The sequence below is a fragment of the Paraburkholderia phenoliruptrix genome, from assembly GCF_019511605.1.
In the GTDB taxonomy this organism is placed as follows: Bacteria; Pseudomonadota; Gammaproteobacteria; order Burkholderiales; family Burkholderiaceae; genus Paraburkholderia; species Paraburkholderia phenoliruptrix_A.
In genome coordinates, this window is sequence record NZ_JAEUAV010000018.1 from 24,658 (window position 1) to 43,214 (window position 18,557).

Annotated in this window: 15 protein-coding genes; 3 read left to right on the forward strand and 12 right to left on the reverse strand. The window is 63.4% G+C overall.

Annotation, left to right across the window (positions count from 1 at the left end):
- Positions 1–3: 3 nt before the first annotated feature.
- The 4 genes from hpnD to JNB89_RS21095 form a co-directional block, all read right to left on the reverse strand.
- Positions 4–852, reverse strand: a complete 849-nt coding sequence (gene hpnD, locus JNB89_RS21080; protein ID WP_013341990.1) for a presqualene diphosphate synthase HpnD — start codon at positions 850–852, stop codon at positions 4–6.
- A gap of 243 nt (positions 853–1,095) precedes the next feature.
- Entirely contained in the window at positions 1,096–2,034 is a 939-nt protein-coding gene (locus JNB89_RS21085) for a sensor domain-containing diguanylate cyclase (protein ID WP_013341991.1), read from the reverse strand.
- Complete coding sequence (locus tag JNB89_RS21090) at positions 2,031–2,654, reverse strand: chemotaxis protein CheC (protein WP_013341992.1); 624 nt, start codon at positions 2,652–2,654, stop codon at positions 2,031–2,033. The genes JNB89_RS21085 and JNB89_RS21090 overlap by 4 nt, the downstream gene beginning before the upstream one ends.
- Positions 2,647–3,015: a response regulator gene (locus JNB89_RS21095; RefSeq protein WP_013341993.1), complete on the reverse strand. Its 369-nt coding sequence runs from the start codon at positions 3,013–3,015 to the stop codon at positions 2,647–2,649. Before JNB89_RS21095 ends, JNB89_RS21090 begins: the two co-directional genes overlap by 8 nt.
- A 680-nt stretch (positions 3,016–3,695) precedes the next feature.
- Here JNB89_RS21095 and JNB89_RS21100 point away from each other — a divergent pair.
- Both JNB89_RS21100 and JNB89_RS21105 read left to right on the forward strand, forming a co-directional pair.
- Positions 3,696–5,978, forward strand: a complete 2,283-nt coding sequence (locus tag JNB89_RS21100; protein ID WP_220363491.1) for a hybrid sensor histidine kinase/response regulator — start codon at positions 3,696–3,698, stop codon at positions 5,976–5,978.
- A 219-nt stretch (positions 5,979–6,197) separates the two neighbouring features.
- On the forward strand, positions 6,198–7,454 hold the full coding sequence (locus JNB89_RS21105) for a hypothetical protein (RefSeq protein WP_220363492.1): 1,257 nt from the start codon (positions 6,198–6,200) through the stop codon (positions 7,452–7,454).
- A gap of 137 nt (positions 7,455–7,591) precedes the next feature.
- On the opposite strand, the gene JNB89_RS21110 is transcribed toward JNB89_RS21105, so the two are convergent.
- The 7 genes from JNB89_RS21110 to JNB89_RS21135 all read right to left on the reverse strand — a co-directional run bounded on the left by JNB89_RS21110 (position 7,592) and on the right by JNB89_RS21135 (position 16,408).
- Complete coding sequence (locus JNB89_RS21110) at positions 7,592–8,146, reverse strand: NADPH-dependent FMN reductase (protein ID WP_135895251.1); 555 nt, start codon at positions 8,144–8,146, stop codon at positions 7,592–7,594.
- Between the two features lie 372 nt (positions 8,147–8,518).
- Complete coding sequence (locus JNB89_RS31250) at positions 8,519–8,650, reverse strand: hypothetical protein (protein ID WP_262928132.1); 132 nt, start codon at positions 8,648–8,650, stop codon at positions 8,519–8,521.
- 1,011 nt (positions 8,651–9,661) lie between these two features.
- On the reverse strand, positions 9,662–12,073 hold the full coding sequence (rpoD, locus tag JNB89_RS21115) for an RNA polymerase sigma factor RpoD (RefSeq protein WP_013341998.1): 2,412 nt from the start codon (positions 12,071–12,073) through the stop codon (positions 9,662–9,664).
- A gap of 90 nt (positions 12,074–12,163) precedes the next feature.
- Positions 12,164–14,035, reverse strand: coding sequence for a DNA primase (dnaG, locus tag JNB89_RS21120; RefSeq protein ID WP_220363493.1), 1,872 nt, complete (start codon positions 14,033–14,035; stop codon positions 12,164–12,166).
- Between the two features lie 186 nt (positions 14,036–14,221).
- Positions 14,222–14,668, reverse strand: coding sequence for a GatB/YqeY domain-containing protein (locus JNB89_RS21125; protein ID WP_220363494.1), 447 nt, complete (start codon positions 14,666–14,668; stop codon positions 14,222–14,224).
- 241 nt (positions 14,669–14,909) lie between these two features.
- Positions 14,910–15,122, reverse strand: coding sequence for a 30S ribosomal protein S21 (gene rpsU / locus JNB89_RS21130; RefSeq protein ID WP_013342001.1), 213 nt, complete (start codon positions 15,120–15,122; stop codon positions 14,910–14,912).
- Positions 15,123–15,190: 68 nt separating this feature from the next.
- Positions 15,191–16,408 carry an NAD(P)/FAD-dependent oxidoreductase gene (locus JNB89_RS21135; protein ID WP_220363495.1) on the reverse strand — a complete coding sequence of 406 codons (1,218 nt, stop codon included), beginning with the start codon at positions 16,406–16,408 and terminating at the stop codon, positions 15,191–15,193.
- A gap of 111 nt (positions 16,409–16,519) precedes the next feature.
- Between JNB89_RS21135 and tsaD the strand changes: the two genes are divergently transcribed.
- Positions 16,520–17,548: a tRNA (adenosine(37)-N6)-threonylcarbamoyltransferase complex transferase subunit TsaD gene (tsaD, locus tag JNB89_RS21140; protein ID WP_013342003.1), complete on the forward strand. Its 1,029-nt coding sequence runs from the start codon at positions 16,520–16,522 to the stop codon at positions 17,546–17,548.
- Positions 17,549–17,659: 111 nt separating this feature from the next.
- On the opposite strand, the gene folE2 is transcribed toward tsaD, so the two are convergent.
- Positions 17,660–18,466 carry a GTP cyclohydrolase FolE2 gene (gene folE2, locus JNB89_RS21145; protein ID WP_220363496.1) on the reverse strand — a complete coding sequence of 269 codons (807 nt, stop codon included), beginning with the start codon at positions 18,464–18,466 and terminating at the stop codon, positions 17,660–17,662.
- Positions 18,467–18,557: the final 91 nt, after the last annotated feature.

The window sequence follows — 18,557 nt, forward strand, 5'->3', positions numbered from 1 at the left end:
AGCTCAGAAAAGCGCGTAGCGCGCGACGATCCACAGCAAGCGCAGCTTCGGCTTGCTGACCTTCGTGCGCGGAATGTCGAAGCCGCGCTCGAGCGTGCGCTCGAGCAGCACACGGTAGACGCCCGACATGATGCGCGGCGCGCGCACCTGGCTGCGCGGCTCGCGGTCCATGATCGCGTCGGACGCGGCAAAGTGTTCCTGCGCGCGCGCGGCGAGCGTCGCGCACACGCGCGGCAACGACGGGTCGTCGGCGATCTGTGCCGGGTTCGTGATTGCGATGCCTTCGCGCGCCAGCAGCTCGCGCGGCAGATAGCACCGGTTGATGCCGGCGTCTTCGTCGATATCGCGCAGAATGTTCGTGAGCTGCAGCGCGCGGCCCAGGTGGTGCGCGAGCAACCGGCCCGGCTCCTCCTGCATCCCGAATATTCTCACCGAGAGGCGGCCCGCCGCGCTCGCGACGCGGTCGCAGTACAGGTCGAGCGTGGCTTCGTCGGGCGCGCAAATGTCGGCGGCGGCGTCCATTGCCATGCCGTCGATCATTGCGTGGAAATCTTCGCGCTGCAGATGGAACGTGTGAATGTGCCGCGTCAACGCGCGCAACGAAGCGCGCGGCGCGCCGGCATAGCACGCGTCGATGTCGGCGCGCCAGCGCTCCAGCGCGGCGGCGCGGTCGGCGCGCGGCAAGTCGCTGTCGGCAATGTCGTCGACAGCGCGGCAGAAAGCGTAGACCTGATACATCGCATCGCGTTGCGCGGCCGGCAGGATGCGCATTGCGAGATAAAACGAGCTGCCGGACGTGGCGGCAGCGGCGTCAATTTCAGTATCGTCCACGACAGGATTGGAAACAGCCAAGACGATCTCCGCAGGAGGGCGCCCGCTGAAAGGCGTTCAGTAATTGTTATGCCTCGCCCCAGGGCGGGCGGCCCGCGCGCGCGGACACGCGCGAAACAGACGGCTGGGATGCCGGAAACGGCGAAAAGTATATCAACGTTTGTGAGACGACGCAGTTTTGCCAGCCGAAACGTGGGCAAAGCGGTGGACAAAGCAGCAGGTACAGCGGCGGGCACGGCGTGTCAGATCGCGCCGCCGCGCGTCTCATGTCAGTGCGACGCAGCGGTTGCGACCCTGGCGCTTGGCGCTGTAGAGCGCCGCGTCAGCCTCGTTGATCAACACATCGTAGGCGGGCAAACCGGCCCGCGCCGCCGCGCCGCCCACACTGGCGGTCACCGGCACGCTGGTGCCCTGCACTTCCACCGGCGTGTCCGCGATCGTGCGGCGGATTTTTTCGGCGACGCGCATTGCGTCCTCGAGCGGCGTGCATGGCAGCAGCAGCGCGAATTCCTCGCCGCCGAAGCGGCCGAAGGTGTCCTGTGCCCGCACGACGCCGGCCACGCGCTGCGCCATCACGCGCAGCACCGTGTCGCCGACGCCATGGCCAAACTGGTCGTTGATCTTCTTGAAGTGGTCGAGATCGAACAGCAGCACCGACATATCGCCGCCATAGCGCTGCCAGCGCGTGTATTCGTCGAGCAGCCGCGCCTCGAAATAGCGGCGGTTGGCAATGCCTGTCAGCCCGTCGCGGTCCGCGTATTCCTGCAGCTTGGCCACAGCCTCTTCGCGCTCGCGCTGCACGATGCTCACATGCGTGACATCCGAGATCGTCACGCAAACAGCCACCACTTCCCGATCGCGCGTGAGCGGCATGAAGGTGCAGTCCTGCTGCATGTAGTCCACGCCGCCGGTGATTGGCCGGTCGTGATCGAACTTGAACAGATACGGGCGCTGCTCCCATGAGCTGAATGCAAAACTGCCGAGTTGAAACACGCTTTCTATCTTGCGTGACAACCACACGCGCGGCAGTTCCGGGAAATGCGCGAACAGCGATTTGCCGACCACCTGCTCCGCCGACAACCCGCTGTGGTCCTGCATGAAGCGATTCCACATCAGCACGTTCATGTCGCGGTCGAGCACGAAGATGCCGAAGCCGACCCGCTCCACCACCATATCGCTCAACGACTGCACGGGCGAATTCATAGGCTGGACAGCAGCGCGTCGAGCGCGTCGTTCATGTGGCGGATAGACTCTTCCGCCATCAGCATCACGAGGTGCGCGCGGAAGCTTTGATCTTCCAGCGTGAAGTTGACTTCGACGAGCAGCGCGACTTCCCATTGCAGCACGCCGGGCTGGAACACTTCGTCGAGCGTGAGCGCGTCGCCGAGCAGGCCCGGCGCGGAGAACACCGGGGTGCGGCCGAGTTGGTCCAGGATGCACGACACGCACGCGCCGGTCAGCACGTTTGCGACGTCGAACATCAGTTCCTTCTGACTCACCGATTCATATGCCGAGCGCGAGTAAGGATCGCTTACCAGCGCGCACAGGTCGTCCACGCTGTCGCTGCGGCAGATCACCAGCGCCTCGCCCTTGATGTCCGAGCGAAAGCCCTGGCGCACGGCGCTCACCGGGTCCTGGATGCCGGTCATCTCCCTCAGCGTCTGCGCAGCCTCTGTTACCGCCACCACCCTGACGCGCGGCACGGATAATTCGATGAACGAATCGAGCAGCCGCGCGAGACGCGTCGCGGCTTGACCCATCGCCAGATTGGCGACCTCTTGCAGCGCGTCGCGCTGATCTTCGTTGAGGACTGGCTCAGACATACAACCCGTACTCCTTGAGGATGGGCAGTACCGCCTCCGGCGTCACGGGCTTGGCGACGAACGCCGCGGCGCCGAGCGCGCGCACGCGCGCCTGCGCCATCGGCTGGATATCGGCTGAGACGACGATGACGAACGTGTTCAGGTCCTCATGCTGCAACGCCTCGAGCACCTGATAGCCGTTCATGTCCGGCATGGTCAGGTCGAGGAACATCACCGAGGCTTTCCCTTGACGATATAAAGCGAGCGCTTCACGTCCGTTCGACGCGTACGACACGTCGACGTCCCAATCCGGCGGCAATGCCTTGGTGAGCACCTTGCGGGCAAGCAACGAATCATCGGCGATCACGATAGGCAAAGACATGGCGTTCTACAGACGGAATAAGCTCGTGCGTGTTAACGGCTAATAGCCCGAACTCTTTAGGGTGACGTTCGACGGCGCGCGTCGCGATGCGCGTGTGCCTGCTGGGAGGCGGCGTGCGGACAGGCGGGGATGAGGCGCGGCAAGGCGCGCCTAGCGCAGGCTTTGCTCGCGCGAGAACGCGCGTACGTGCGGCGGACGACGGTTATGACCGACATGTTGAGCCTACCCCGTATAGAATCGGCGCGGCTCGCTGGAACCTGGCTGATCCCCGTGCCGCGCGCGCGTGGTTTCCGCGAACGCCGGCACTCACGCGCGTACGCATGATCCGGTGCCCTCGCGGCGCGTGCGTTCGAACATGGCGGACGCACTTTTTGTCGTGGGATCGATTCTCAAAGCAATACCGCCGAAAAGCAATACGCGGTATTTTTCACCGGCTAACAATATCTTCCTCGGTTAGCCCATTTTTGAAAACATACGTGCCGCATAATTACACGTTTTATACCGTTTATACTTTTGTGTACGTTTGCGCTTGTCAGTTTGTCACTGTTTTAAAAGGCTGATGAATTGCGCCCAAAAATTCCCAGCACCGGCCATTACGGTAACTTCTACCGCCATTCAGCGACTATGCTTCACGTATCATTCCCGTGTCTTTACGTTTTTGAAAGCCCGAGCGTTTAACAATGACAGCTGACCGGTTCGATCCGCACCGAGCGAGCCGCCTTTCCGCGGATGGGCAGGGCGACGCGGTGTTTCCCAGCGTGCCGGAGCAGAACTTTCACGTGCGGCGCATGACGTTGATCGCGCTGCTGGTCGCCGCCGTCGTGCTGCCGTGTCTTTACGTTGCGGCCATGGCCTTCAACGACATGCGCAGCCGCGAAGCCGACGCCACCGACATGACGCTGCGCACCGTGCGCATCGCCGAGGAACACGCGCTCAAAGTGTTCGACATGAACGAAACGCTCGACACGCGCATCGTCGATCTGACGGAGGGGCTTGACGACGCGGGCATACGCGCACGCGAGGCCGCCATTCACCACAAAGTCCGCACGATGGGCGGCGGCTATCCGCAGGTCGCCGCGGTGTCCATTTTCGGCCGCGACGGCACGTTGCTTGTGAGCAGCCGGTTCTATCCGGCGCCGCCGGTGTCGATCGGCGACCGCGAAGACTTCGTCGGCCTGCGCGAAGGCCGCGACCTCGAACATGTGTCGAAAGTCATGTCGGGGCACGTGGCCGGCGAGCAGGTGTTCAATTCGGGCATCGAACGGCGCGCGCCGGACGGCACGTTTGCCGGCGTGGTGTCGGTCGCCCTGCGTCCGAGCTATTTCGACGCGTTCTACCGCGAGCTGCTGGGTGGCAACGACGGCGTGCCCATGAGCATGAGCCTCGTGCGCGCCGACGGCGCAGTCCTCGCTCACTACCCGCGCCGCCCGGGCGAACCGACCGCCGTCGCTGCGGACTCGCCGTTCGCCGAAGCCATGAAAGAGGGACGGCGCGCCGGCGTGACGCGCATGCGCTCCAATATCGACGGCGACAACATGATCGTCGCGTTCCGGCATGTCGGCTCGTATCCCGTGTATGTAATGTGCGGCTATCGCGCGTCGGCCATGTGGGCCGCGTGGTATCGGCACCTTGCGGTGCTGATTCTGTCGATATTCACGCCGTCCGTCGCCCTGTGGTGCGTGATCTGGCTTTCGCTGCGGCGGCTCGGCGCCGAGGAAGAAGCGTGGGAGCGTTGGCAGGCGGAAGCCTCCATGCGCCGGTCCATCGAATCGGCGTACCGGCAGTCGCGCAAAATGGAAGCGCTCGGCACGCTGGTGGGCAGCGTCGCGCACGACTTCAACAATCTGTTGATGATCCTTTCGGCGAACGTGCAGATTGCGCGCCGGCGCGGCGCAAGCGGACTCGACCGCGAGCTGTCCGCCATGGAGCGGGCGCTCAAGAGCGGGCAATCGCTCACGCGGCAGTTGCTGGGTGTGGCACGCAAGCAGCCGCTGCGTAACGAAACCGTCGCGCTCGACCGCTGGCTGCCTGCGTGCCGCGACCTGTTGCGCGCGTCGCTTGGGGCCAAGGTTTCGCTGGTTATCGATATCGGAGTCGGCATCTGGCCAATGCGGGTGGACGTTGCGGAGCTGGAGCTCGCGCTCATCAATATCGCCGTGAACGCGCGCGACGCCATGCCCAACGGCGGACGCTTCACGGTGCGCGCGACCAACATCACGTTCCGTCACGAGGACGGCTTTCCGCTGACCGGCGACTTCGTCCAGGTGTCGCTGGAGGACACCGGTGTCGGCATGGCGCCCGAGGTGCTCGCGCGCGCCTTCGAACCGCTTTTCACGACCAAGGCAAAGGGCATGGGCACGGGGCTCGGTCTGCCGCAGGTGTTTGCCTTCTGCGAGCGCTCGGGCGGGCTGGCCGCGATCGACAGCGCCGTCGGCGCGGGTACCTCGGTGCGGCTCTATCTGCCGCGCGCGACGGAAGAGCCCATCGCGGACGGGCCGGCCGAAACAGGCACGGAAGACCCTGGCGCATCGCACGGACTGCGCGTGCTGCTCGTCGAGGACAACGAAGAAGTGGCCGCGGGCACCGAAGCGCTGCTGCAGATGATGGGCCACCACGTCACGTGCGTGCTGAATGCGGACATGGCTCTGAGTCTCCTGGAGCAAGCGCGTGCGCAGCACACCCGCAGCGGCGAGCCGTTGCCGTTCGACGTGGTGCTGTCGGACATCCATATGCCGGGCGCGCTGAACGGCATCGACCTGGCGGAGGCCATCCGGGCGTTCGATATCAAGCTGCCGGTGATTCTCGTGACCGGCTACGCGGAAGAGCTCGACCGCGCGCGGCAAGTCAATGTGCGGGTGCTCTCCAAGCCCTTCGACATCGCTCTGCTGGAAAGCCTGTTGCAGGGCATTCAGCGCGAACTCGCGCACGGCGGGCTGGATCCCGCGACGCATCAGGCGCTGTAGCGGGGCGTCTGCGGACCGATTTGCCGTTTCCTTCGCCATTACGCCAGATTGTAAAAATGCGCGACCTCCGGGCCGTCATACGCGCCGGGCCGGCGCTTTTTAGCGCAAGCCCACGGCGGCGGGCGCCGCGCGCGCCGCCTGTCCGGCATGAAGGTTGCGGCGTTCCTTGGGAATGAGGACGGCGCGCCACGCGCTGTCCTACCCCAAAGGGAGACAGCCATGCGACATACCGTGATTGGTCTATTCAACACTTATGTAGATGCCGAATCCGCGCGCGAGACCCTCGTGCAAACCGGTTTCGCTCGCGACACCATCGATTTGCAGGCGAACGCGGAGCCGTCGGTCGGCTCGGCGACTGAAGAAGTGGCCGGTTCCGGCGTGCTTGCCAACATCGAACGCTTTCTCGCAAGTTTGTTTGCTAGTGGCCCGCGCGCGCCGGAGACCGCCCGTTATACGGAAGCGGTGCGCCGCGGCGCGGTGCTCGTGGTGATAGACGCCGCCAGCGAATCGCACGCAGAACTCGCGCGCAACACGCTGACGCGGCTTGGCGCAACGGACATCGGCGAACGCCCGGCCGATTGGAACACGCACACGGCCAGCGAAAGCGCGCGCGAGCATTCGTTGCTGGACGAGCTCGGAATCGGCACCGTCACCACAGCCGCGCCGCGCAGCGCAGAGAGCGGATTCACCGGCGCTGAAGGCCGCGACACGACGACGTCGGCGGGAACGGGAATGGGCGCGACCATGGGTACCGGCGGGCCAGGCACCGCGACCTGGACGTCGCCTCCGGGGGCGGCTGGGACGCCAATGGGAACGGGTGCGAGTACGGGTGCGAGTACTTCTACGTCCGCCGGCACCAGCGCGGCGGCAATGACAAGCGGGACGCCGTCAGCGCCTGCCAGCGGCGTCAGCCCGCCTGCCGCTCCCGGCTCCGGCGCGGCCACGCACGCGGCCGCTGCGGCTGACCCGCTGTACACGGCGCCCCCGCGCAGCACCGACGCCGAACCGTTCGTGCCGCCGCCCATCAGCGAGCGTCCGGCCACCGATCCGCTGAACGAACCCATGCCCGACCCACTAGCCGACGACGCCGGGCGCAGCGCCATTGCCGCAGGTTCGGTGCCGGGATCGGGCGCGGTCATGCAGCCGTCGGAAGTGGTCTCTAGCGCCGCGCAGCCTACGTCCGGCTTGAGCGGGCAGATTCCGAACGAATATCTCGAGTACGAGGAAGACTTCCGCACGCATTACGACGAGCAGTATTCGGCTGACGACTCGCGCTACGAGGACTATGTGCCGGCTTACCGCTACGGTGCCGAGATCGGCCAGGACGTGCGCTACCGCGACAGGGCGTGGGACGACGTTGAACCGGAGGCGCGGCGTCATTGGGAATCGACGGCGGCGGACAGCAGCACGTGGGAGCGCTTCAAGCTCGCCGTGCGCCACGGCTGGGAACGCGTGACGGGACATCATCACGTGTAGAAGCTGGAACAGCCAAGCAGAGCGGCGGCGCGCCGCGACACTTCGCGCCGCGCCGCCGTATTCAACACACCGGTCGGGTGGCGACCGCCGCTGCGGGCAACGGTTAGCCACCGCGCTACCGAGCTGCCGGCCAACCTTCAGGCCGCGGTATGCCGCTTGACCCACGCGACGTAGCGGTCGACGAAACCTTGCAGGAACTTGCGCGTGCCGTCGTTGAGAATTTCGCCCTTCTCGTTGATGACCGCCGGATCGTGCTTGATGAATACCTCGGGCTGGCCTAGCGTCGCGACGTCCAGATAGGCCAGCACATTGCGCAGATGCTGCTGCGCGAGCGCCGAGCCCGTCGCACCGACCGAGGTGCCGATCACCGCGCCCGGCTTGTTGCCCCACGAATTCGCGCCCCACGGACGCGAGCCCCAGTCGAGCGCGTTCTTCAGCACGCCAGGTATCGAGCGGTTGTATTCGGGCGTGACGAACAGCAGACCGTCGGCGGCTTCCACGCGCTGTTTCAGTTGTCTCGCCGGCTCAGGGAAATCGGCGTCGTACTCCTGGCTGTAGAGGGGCAATGAGCCGATATCGATGAACTCGAACGTGAGATCAGGCGGCGCGAGCGATATGACGGCTTGGGCCAATTGACGGTTGAACGACTCGCGGCGCAGGCTGCCGACGACGACTGCGATATGTAGGGCCATGATTCGCTTCCTCGGTGTTAGGCGCTCTAGGCGCGAAGGGTACGAACTGCCCATCATAAGCAAAAGCGCGGCTCCGGTGCTTACCCAGGCGCATCCCTTCGCGCAGAAGTCGATCGCACCGCGGTTCCCACCCGACGCGGTGGATAAATCTCGTCACCGCAAAATTATCCACAGAATTACTGAATAACCTTGTGGATAAGTTGTACTTTTGCCTTGTCAATCAAGCCTGCCGCCGGGCTGTCCCGATTGGAGGCAGCCGGGATTTTGTCTGCGGCTGCCGCCCACCTGGTTTGACGCAAAAATATCGTCCAGATGTGGCAAGGGCGCCGCTGTGGGCGCCCTTGCTGGCTGGCTAACGGCAACGATGGCCAGTTAGTTGCCGAAGAACACGTTGCAGTACGACGCCGGCCCATTGCACTCCGAAGGCGCTGCGGCGTGGGCGGCGCCCGAAGCGGCGGCGAACAGGGCGACGGAAGCGATCAGGACAGAGAGAATGCGTTTCATGGTGCTACTCCTATTCATTGTGGCTGGCGATCGGTTGATCGATGGCCGAAGAATAGCGATTCAGCGTTCCCCTAAAAACAGCCGAGACCGGAAGACTTCTTTTCAGTTTCTGAAATGATGGGGAGGTAGTCGGTGGCGACCAAACGCCTGCGCCGCTGCTGGCGTGCCTTTGCGGGCCGGTGGTTGGCCCGACGCAGCGAGCCACGGTGCGTTTTCAAAGTGCGCAATAATCCATTTCTGTCGGCATGACCTGCTGTCGCTGGGACACGTGCCAAATAGAGCCGGATCTGCCTGAGCCGGGCACGGACAACGGCACCCTTTCTTCTTGAAGAAAAGGTGCCGTACTGTGCGTGGAGCGGAAGCCGTGCCTGCGGAGTTGCGGGCACTGAGGGCGAGGAAGTGTCCGGGCGGACAACTAGCTTAACGCCTGAGGAATGCGCAGCCGCTCTGCAAAGAGCGGCGCTGGGATGTTTGGTGGGCCTCCCGTGAGTCGAACACGGCACCAACGGATTATGCTAACCAGCTACGGCTTTCGCCGCCCCTTTCGGGTTTGTGGTCTGGACTGTCTCTTGTCTTTACGACCTGCCCGTTCAGTCTCTACACGTTCTCTCAAAGAGAGCTTCGCTCGGGATTGCCACGCTGCAAGAACAGCAGAGGTTTCCCCGAATTTGAGCAGTTCTACCAGGGGGCAGAGCTAACTTACCCCAAGGCAACCCATTCACGACTCACCATGCCGAACCGCAAGGTTTAGGTGAGTCTTTGCTAAGTCCGCTGCTCTAACCAAGCATGAGCTAGAGGCCCCGAGAACTCGAAATTCTACCGTATCGACGACGAACAACGAAAGGACCTTTGCAGTCCGCGCCTGTCCGCCGATTGGCCGCCATACTACACGAAAAAGGGGCCTCCGCAATCGCTTCACTGGGGGTGAAACGACCGGGAGGCCCCTTTGGATCGGCTACTGGCAGACGCTAGCTCTCGCAGCGCTGCGAACCGCAACGGGAAACGCGCCGATCAGTTGCCTTCAAGGAAAGACTTCAGCTTGTCCGAACGGCTCGGGTGACGCAGCTTGCGCAACGCCTTCGCCTCGATCTGACGGATCCGCTCGCGCGTCACGTCGAACTGCTTGCCGACTTCCTCGAGTGTGTGATCGGTGCTCATCTCGATACCGAAGCGCATGCGCAAGACCTTCGCCTCACGCGGCGTCAGCGAATCCAGCACGTCCTTCACGACATCGCGCATGCTCGCGTGCAGCGCGGCGTCCGCCGGCGCGACCGTATTCGTGTCTTCGATGAAGTCGCCGAGATGCGAATCGTCGTCGTCGCCGATCGGCGTTTCCATGGAAATCGGCTCTTTCGCGATTTTCATGATCTTGCGGATCTTGTCTTCCGGCATTTCCATCTTCTCGGCCAGCGTTGCCGGATCCGGCTCGAGTCCGGTTTCCTGCAGAATCTGACGCGAGATGCGGTTCATCTTGTTGATCGTCTCGATCATGTGAACCGGAATACGGATCGTGCGCGCCTGGTCCGCGATCGAACGTGTAATGGCCTGGCGAATCCACCACGTGGCGTACGTGGAGAACTTGTAGCCCCGGCGATATTCGAACTTGTCCACCGCCTTCATCAGGCCAATGTTGCCTTCCTGAATCAGGTCGAGGAACTGCAGACCCCGGTTCGTGTACTTCTTCGCGATCGAGATCACAAGACGCAAGTTCGCCTCGGTCATTTCGCGCTTGGCCTGCCGCGCCTTCAGTTCGCCGGCCGCCATCTGACGGTTGGTTTCCTTCAGGTCTTTCAGCGGCAGCACCACACGCGCCTGCAAGTCCAGCAGACGCTGTTGCTGCTCGCGAATGGCCGGAATGTTGCGCGTGAGAATCGCGCTATACGAATGACCTTCGCTGACGATCTTGTCGGCCCATTCGAGGTCGGTTTCGCTGCCCGGGAAACGCGCGATGAATTCCGCACGCGGCATGCCGCACTTGTCGACCACCGTATGCAGAATCTGACGCTCGACCTGGCGCACCTCGTCGACCTGCGCGCGCAACGTGTCGCACAGCCGCTCGACGGTACGCGCGGTGAAGCGAATGGTCATCAGCTCGTTCTGAATGGTTTCCTGCGCCTTCAGGTAGGACTTGGACTTGTAGCCTTCCTTCTCGAACGCGCGGCGCATCTTGTCGAACCACTCGCTGATGAGGGCGAACTTCTCGAGCGACGCACGCTTGAGCGCTTCCATTTGCGCTGCGTTGGCCGTGGCCTGCGCCGTGCCGTCGTCTTCTTCCTCGTCGCCTTCTTCCTCTTCCTCTTCTTCCTCGTCTTCGCTCTCGATGGCTTCCGCCTCCTGCACCGAGAAGCCGTCCGCGTCTTCCGCGTCGGCGTCGATCAGGCCGTCGACCAGTTCGTCGATGCGGACTTCCTCGTTGGCGACGCGCTCGGCCATGGCCAGAATGTCGGCGATCGTGGTCGGACACGCCGAGATGGCCATCACCATGTGCTTCAGACCGTCTTCGATCCGCTTGGCGATTTCGATTTCGCCTTCGCGCGTGAGCAGCTCGACCGTGCCCATTTCACGCATGTACATGCGCACCGGGTCGGTCGTGCGACCGAATTCGGAGTCGACCGTGGACAGCGCGACTTCGGCTTCCTCTTCCACTTCGTCGTCGGACGAAGCGGCGGGCGCGTTGTCGTTCAGCAGCAGCGTTTCCGCGTCGGGCGCCTGCTCGTACACAGCCACGCCCATGTCGTTGAACGTGCTGATAATGCCTTCGATCGCCTCGGTCTCGGTGAAATTGTCCGGCAGGTGATCGTTGATTTCAGCGTACGTGAGGAAGCCGCGCTCCTTGCCGAGCTTGATGAGCGCGCGCAGTTTCGAGCGGCGCTCTTCGAGTTCCTCGACCGTGCCGGGCTGCGACGACGAAAACGCGTCTTTCAGCAGCGCCTTTTCCTTGGCGCGACGGTCGCGAGCCCTGGCCTTTTCCACTTTGCCGGAAGCGGCCACAGGGGTTTCTTCGCTCTGGGTTGCGTCGTCATCGACGGGTACTTCATTCAGCTTTTTCGTCATGGAGTTCGCCGTACCGGCTGTAGTCTCGACTCGCGGCTGGTGGACAACAGCCGGTTGAACCGTGGATACTGGAGTCTCGCGCACTGCCGCATCGTCCTGCGCGACAGCCGCTTCCCTTGCGCTTCTGACACCCGGCCGCCTCTCAGCCGGAGGTGGCACGGCTTGCGCCGACTTCGCCACCGCCTTTGCCACTCCTGTTGACTCCGCTCGCGCGGCCGAAGTGGTCGAGGACTTTCTCCCGGCTGCGGGTGTAACGCTGGCAGAAGACGCTTTTCTGGTGGAAGAAACTAGCTTGGCCGAAGTGACCTTGGCGGTCTGCTCCGTAGAGCGTGGGCCAGTTCTGCTCTTTCCACCTGTCGTCTTTGCCATCGCATCGCCTTTCGCCTTTGCTAGGAAAACCCTTGAAAAACAAACTGCTGGAAACCTTTTATTATACCACCCAGGTTTCCGCCCTTCCGCCTACAAGCCCAGCTGACGCTTCATGTCAGCCCGCTTCCGGTTGAGCTCGGCAAGTTCAGCGAACTCCTCCGGCGTGTGCCGGGATTGCCGCGAAAGCTGCTCGAGACGCTCGCAATAAGCGTCATAACGCATCTTAAGAATTGCCGCTTTCAGTTCCTCTCCGACAATTCGTTCCTGCTCGCGCCGCTCTTCGATAACGGTCGCATCTTCCGGGTCCTTCAGCAACAAATCCCGGACATTTTCATCATAGTCCAGAATTTTGCGAAAGATTTCCTCGAAAGTTGGGGCGTTTGCCCCGTTTCGCAATAGGTCGGAGAGCAACTGGAACTCTGCCGAATCCCCGAGCGCGCGCGCGTGGGTCGTCACTTCCTCGAACAGTTCGCCGTGCCGCGTCACAGTGAGAAGCGCCTGCTCGGCTTCCTCGTCGAGCACCGCGACGGTGCGCGGATACATCACAAGATTGCGCAACGTCTTTTCTTCGATGCCTGTCACGCTGCGCCGGTCCTTGCGCGCGGGCGCCGAGCGCGCGGCCGCCGCGATGCGCGAGTCGACCTCGCAGAGCGCGGCTACCTCGTCGAACGGCACGTCGAGCCGGTCGGCGAACATATGCATGATCTGCGCGCGCAGCGCGTTGGCGGGCAGCGCCTGCAACAGCGGCTTTGCGTCGAAGAGCGCGCGCGCCTTGCCTTCCGGCTGGTCGAGTTCCTTGCCGGCAAGCACTTCGTTCAGCATGAACTGTGACAGCGGCATGGCCCGTTCGACCTGCTCGGCGAACGCCGCGGTGCCGAACTCGCGCACGTAGCTGTCCGGGTCGTGCTCCGCGGGCAGGAACAGGAAGCGGATGGTCCGGTTGTCCGCCGCGTGCGGCAAACAGGCGTCCAGCGCGCGGCGCGCCGCGCGCCGGCCTGCTGAGTCGCCGTCGAAACTGAAGATGACCGTGTCGGTCTGGCGCATCAGTTTCTGCACATGCACCGGCGTGCAGGCCGTGCCGAGCGTGGCGACAGCGTTCTGAAAGCCCAACTGGGCCAGTGCGACCACATCCATATAGCCTTCGACGACCAGCACGTAATGCTGTTCCCGAATCGCGAGGCGCGCCTCGAAAAGGCCGTACAGCTCGCTGCCCTTGTTAAATAGCGGCGTTTCCGGCGAATTCAAATACTTTGGCTCGCCGCCGTCCAGCACACGGCCGCCGAAGCCGATCACCTGCCCCTTCACATTGCGTATGGGGAACATGATCCGCTCGCGAAAGCGGTCGTAGCGGCGGTTCTGACCCTGTCCGTCCGATTTTTCGCTGACGATCACAAGTCCGGATTCGACCAGCGCGTCGTCGCGATAGTTCGGGAAAGCGGCCTCGAGGTTTTGCCAGCCGTCCGGTGCGTAGCCGAGCCCGAAACGCGCCGCGATCTCGCCAGTCAAGCCGCGCTTTTTCAGGTACTGGATGGCCGCGGGCGCGCCGCGCAGTTGCTTGCGGTAGTAGTCGCAGGCTGTCTGCATGACGTCGGAAAGCGCCGTGGTGACAGCCTTGGAAGCCGCCGGTGAATAGCCGCCCGACGCGCCCCCGCCGCCATAGCCGGGCGAAGGCTCGTTGGGCACCGTCAGGCCGACGGACTGCGCGAGCTCGTTGACGGCCTCCGGAAACGAGGCGCCCACGTACTCCATCAGGAAACCGATTGCCGTTCCATGCGCGCCGCAGCCGAAGCAGTGATAGAACTGCTTGGTGGGGCTCACCGTGAACGACGGGCTTTTCTCGTTATGGAACGGGCACAGTCCCATGAAGTTCGCGCCGCCCTTTTTCAACTGCACATACCGACCCACCACGTCGACGATATCGACGCGGTTCAGCAGGTCCTGCAGGAATGACGGAGGAATCACGGTGAATGGCGCTGCCGGTAAGACTCAATTCGCTCAATAGGACTCGGTGGGCTCAACGGCCTCAACGAGGCTCCACGACGCTCGATGCTCGGGGCACGAGCCACAGCGCCGTGCGCTGCCCCCTGCGGCGGCACTCCCATCACAAAGAGCACACACAAGGAGCACACGCTGGCCCGAGCACACGCGTTACTTTGCCAGCGCTGCCTTGACCTGAACGGAAACCGCCGTCATGTCCGCACGGCCGGCGAGCTTCGGTTTCAGCACGCCCATCACCTTGCCCATGTCCTGCGGACCGGCAGCACCGGTTTGCGCGACCGCGGCCTGCACTTCGGCAGCGATTTCCGCGTCCGTCATCTGCTCGGGCATATACGCGGCAAGAATGGCCAGCTCGGCCTTTTCCTTGTCGGCGAGGTCGGTGCGGCCTGCGCTTTCGAACTGGCTGATCGAGTCCTTGCGCTGCTTGATCATCTTGTCGACGACAGCGGTCACCGCGGCGTCGTCGAGAGTCACTCGCTCGTCCACTTCGCGCTGCTTGATCGCGGCGAGCAGCAGCCGGATCGTGCCAAGGCGCTCAGTCTCGCGTGCCCGCATGGCGGCTTTCATGTCGTCGTTGATCCGGTCTTTGAGGCTCATCACTCACCCTGAATGCGTTGAAAGTTGAGAACCGGCCGCGTCGACACACGCATAAGTACACGCAAGAACACGAACACCCGCTTGGGACTGCTTCCTCAAGCGGGTTGGCGCAATGTGCGTAGTGGATGCGACCCTGCCGGCTGGTCTGAAAAGACCTGTTAGGACGGCGGCACGCGTTCTGTGTGCCTTCGCCCGTTGGATGTCGCCGCTCCGTTTGCCCGGAACAGCGGCAACACCAGAATCAGTAGAACTTTTTTGGCAGCATCTGGCTGCGCAGACGCTTGAAATGACGCTTCACCGCGGCCGCCTTCTTGCGCTTGCGCTCAGCCGTAGGCTTTTCGTAAAACTCGCGCGCACGAAGTTCCGTCAGCAAGCCGTTTTTCTCCATGGTGCGCTTGAACCGGCGCATGGCGACTTCAAACGGCTCGTTGTCTTTTACGCGGATGGTCGTCATTTTTCAATAACGGAACTTTGTAAAGGTTCAGGAGTATAGCAGAGCTTTTACACAAAGCCACTGGCCCGTCAAGCCCCACGAACGTACTCGGCGGCCGCCTGGCCGGCCGCCACGCCCGACGCCCAGGCCCACTGGAAATTGTAGCCGCCAAGCCAGCCGGTCACGTCCACTGCCTCGCCGATGAAGTACAGGCCGGGGGCGCGTGCGCTCATCATCGTGGTCGACGAAAGATCGCGCGTGTCCACACCGCCGCGCGTCACTTCGGCCTTGCGATAGCCTTCGGTGCCGTTGGGCGTGAGCGTCCAGCGCGACAGCGCTTCGCCGATGCGCCGCAGCGCCTTGTCCGGCAGATCGGCCACGCGGGCTTCCGCAGGGATCTGGTGGGTTTCCAGCCAGACGTGGGCGAGCCGCTGCGGCACCCATTCCGACAACAGATTCGCAATCTGCCGGCGGGTTCCGCTCTTCGCTTCGAGTAGCGCGGCAACAGCGTCCTGGTTCGGCAGCAGGTTAATGTGGATCGGCTCGCCGGGCTGCCAGTAGCTCGAAATTTGCAGCACGCCCGGTCCGGAAAGGCCGCGGTGCGTGAGCAGCAGGTCTTCTTCGAATTGCGCGCCGGTTTTCTTGTTGCCGGTCGCGAGCCGCACTTCCAGCGACACCCCCGAGAGCGCCGCAAACGGCGCCCAGTCCGCTGCGGCGAAGGTGAGCGGCACCAGTGCCGGGCGCGTGTCGATCAGCTTGTGGCCAAACTGCTTGGCTAGACGAAAGGCAAAGTCAGTGGCGCCAATTTTCGGAATCGACAGGCCGCCGGTCGCTATCACCAGCGCCCGCGCCGTAATTGGCCCGCCATTCGTGTCGAGCATGAAGCGGCCTTCGGCGTCCTGCCTCACCTGCTCCACCGACAGCGGCGTGCGCCAGGCGACGCGCCCCGCGTCGCACTCGCTTTTCAGCACGTTGATGACGGCGTCGCTCGACTCGTTGCAAAAGAGCTGCCCCTTGTGCTTCTCGTGCCAGGTCACGTGATGGCGCCTGAGCAAGGCCATGAAATCGCGCGGCGTGTAGCGCGCCAGCGCCGAGCGGCAAAAATGCGGATTCGCCGACAGATAATTCGCCGGACCCGCATACAGATTCGTGAAGTTGCAGCGCCCGCCGCCCGAGATGCGGATCTTTTCGGCAAGACGCTGCGAGTGATCGATCAGCACCACGTGCCGGCCCAATTGCCCGGCCACGGCCGCGCACATCATGCCGGCCGCGCCTGCGCCGATTACCGCGATATCGAAGGATTCCATGGGGCCGCATTGTACCTGCGCGTCTGCGGCGGCTTGCCTGCGCTGCTATACTTTCAGGCTTACCTTTTCGCGTTTCGGGCTTCTTTGCGAGGCCCGGCAAGCTCACCTCCCATGCTCGTTCTCGGCATCGAAAGCTCCTGTGACGAAACCGGCCTCGCGCTCTACGACACCGAGCGCGGCCTGCTTGCGCACGCGCTTCATTCGCAGATCGCGATGCACCGCGAGTATGGCGGCGTGGTGCCGGAGCTGGCTTCGCGCGACCATATCCGGCGCGCGCTGCCGTTGCTGGAAGAAGTAATGGCGCGTGCGGGCGCGGCGCGCGGCGATATCGACGCCATTGCCTACACGCAAGGCCCCGGGCTCGCGGGCGCGCTGCTGGTGGGCGCGAGCGTCGCGAATTCGCTTGCGATGGCGTGGGACAAGCCGACCATCGGCATTCATCATCTGGAAGGGCACTTGCTCTCGCCGCTGCTCGTCGACGAGCCGCCGCCCTTTCCGTTCGTCGCGTTGCTCGTGTCGGGCGGCCACACGCAACTGATGCGCGTGACCGACGTGGGCGTCTACGAAACGCTCGGCGAAACGCTTGATGATGCCGCCGGCGAAGCCTTCGACAAAACCGCCAAACTGCTGGGCCTCGGCTACCCGGGCGGACCAGAAGTCTCGCGCATGGCCGAGTTCGGCACGCCCGGCGCGGTGGTGCTGCCGCGTCCCATGCTGCACTCCGGCGACCTGGATTTCAGCTTCAGCGGCCTGAAGACCGCGGTGCTGACGCACGCAAAGAAACTCGGCGGCGCGAACATCTGCGAGCAGGCGAAAGCAGACCTCGCGCGGGGTTTCGTCGACGCAGCCGTGGAAGTCCTCGCCACCAAATCGCTTGCGGCGCTCAAGCGTACCGGGCTCAACCGCCTCGTCGTGGCGGGCGGCGTGGGCGCAAACCGGCAGTTGCGCGAGGCGCTTTCCGCAGCGGCCCAGAAGCGCAACTTCTATGTGCATTACCCGGATCTGTCGCTTTGCACGGACAACGGCGCGATGATCGCGCTCGCCGGTGCTTTACGTTTGAAGCGCTGGCCGGAGCAGTCGGGCAAGGATTACGCGTTTACCGTAAAGCCGCGCTGGGATCTGACGTCGCTCGCACGCTGAAGCCTCGCATTGCGCGACGCGCGTTAGGCCGACAAAAAAACCGCTCCTGGAGAGCGGTTTTTTTCGGGGCGTTTGTGACTTACTGCAGATAGGGCAAGCCGAGAAGCCGGATCACAGCACCCGTTTGTCGCGCTCGATCAACGCATACGCGCTGTGGTTGTGAATCGACTCGAAGTTTTCCGCCTCGAGCACATAAGCGACGATGCGTTCGTCCGCATTCAGACGCTGCGCGACATCGCGCACCAGGTCTTCTACAAACTTCGGATTTTCATACGCGCGCTCGGTCACGAATTTCTCGTCGGGCCGCTTAAGCAGGCCCCACAGTTCGCAGGACGCCTCTTCTTCGGCAATGCGAATCAGGTCTTCCACCGAGACTTCGCCGGCCAGTTCGGCATTGATCGTCACATGGGAGCGCTGGTTGTGCGCGCCATATTGCGAGATTTTCTTCGAACACGGGCAGAGGCTCGTGACCGGCACCAGCACTTTAAGGTAAAGACGCGTCGCGCCGTTGCGGGTGTCGCCGGTCAGCGTCACTTCGTAGTCCAGCAGACTTTGCACGCCCGACACCGGCGCGGTCTTGTTCACGAAGTAGGGAAACGACACTTCGATGCGCCCCGCTTCTGCCTCGAGCTTCTCGAGCATAGCGGCGAGCATCGTGCGAAACGTTGCGGCTTCGAGCGGCGCCTTGTGCTCCTCGAGCAGCGCGACAAAGCGCGACATGTGCGTGCCCTTCTGGTCGGCGGGCAGGTGGACATCCAGATTCCAGGTGCCGACCGTCGGCTGCACCTCACCGCTTGCGGTGCGTACCGTCAGCGGATGGCGCACCGCCTTGACGCCCACCCGCTGAATCGGAATCTGGCGGGTATCGGGCGTGCTTTGCACGTCGGGCATCACAAAGGCGGGATTCATCTGATTCATGTTGTTGTCCTTTCAGGAAGACGCTGACGCGCTCCCATGTTCCGCTTCGCAGGCATTCTGGCTGCGGGAAAAACTTGCCCTGATGAACGAT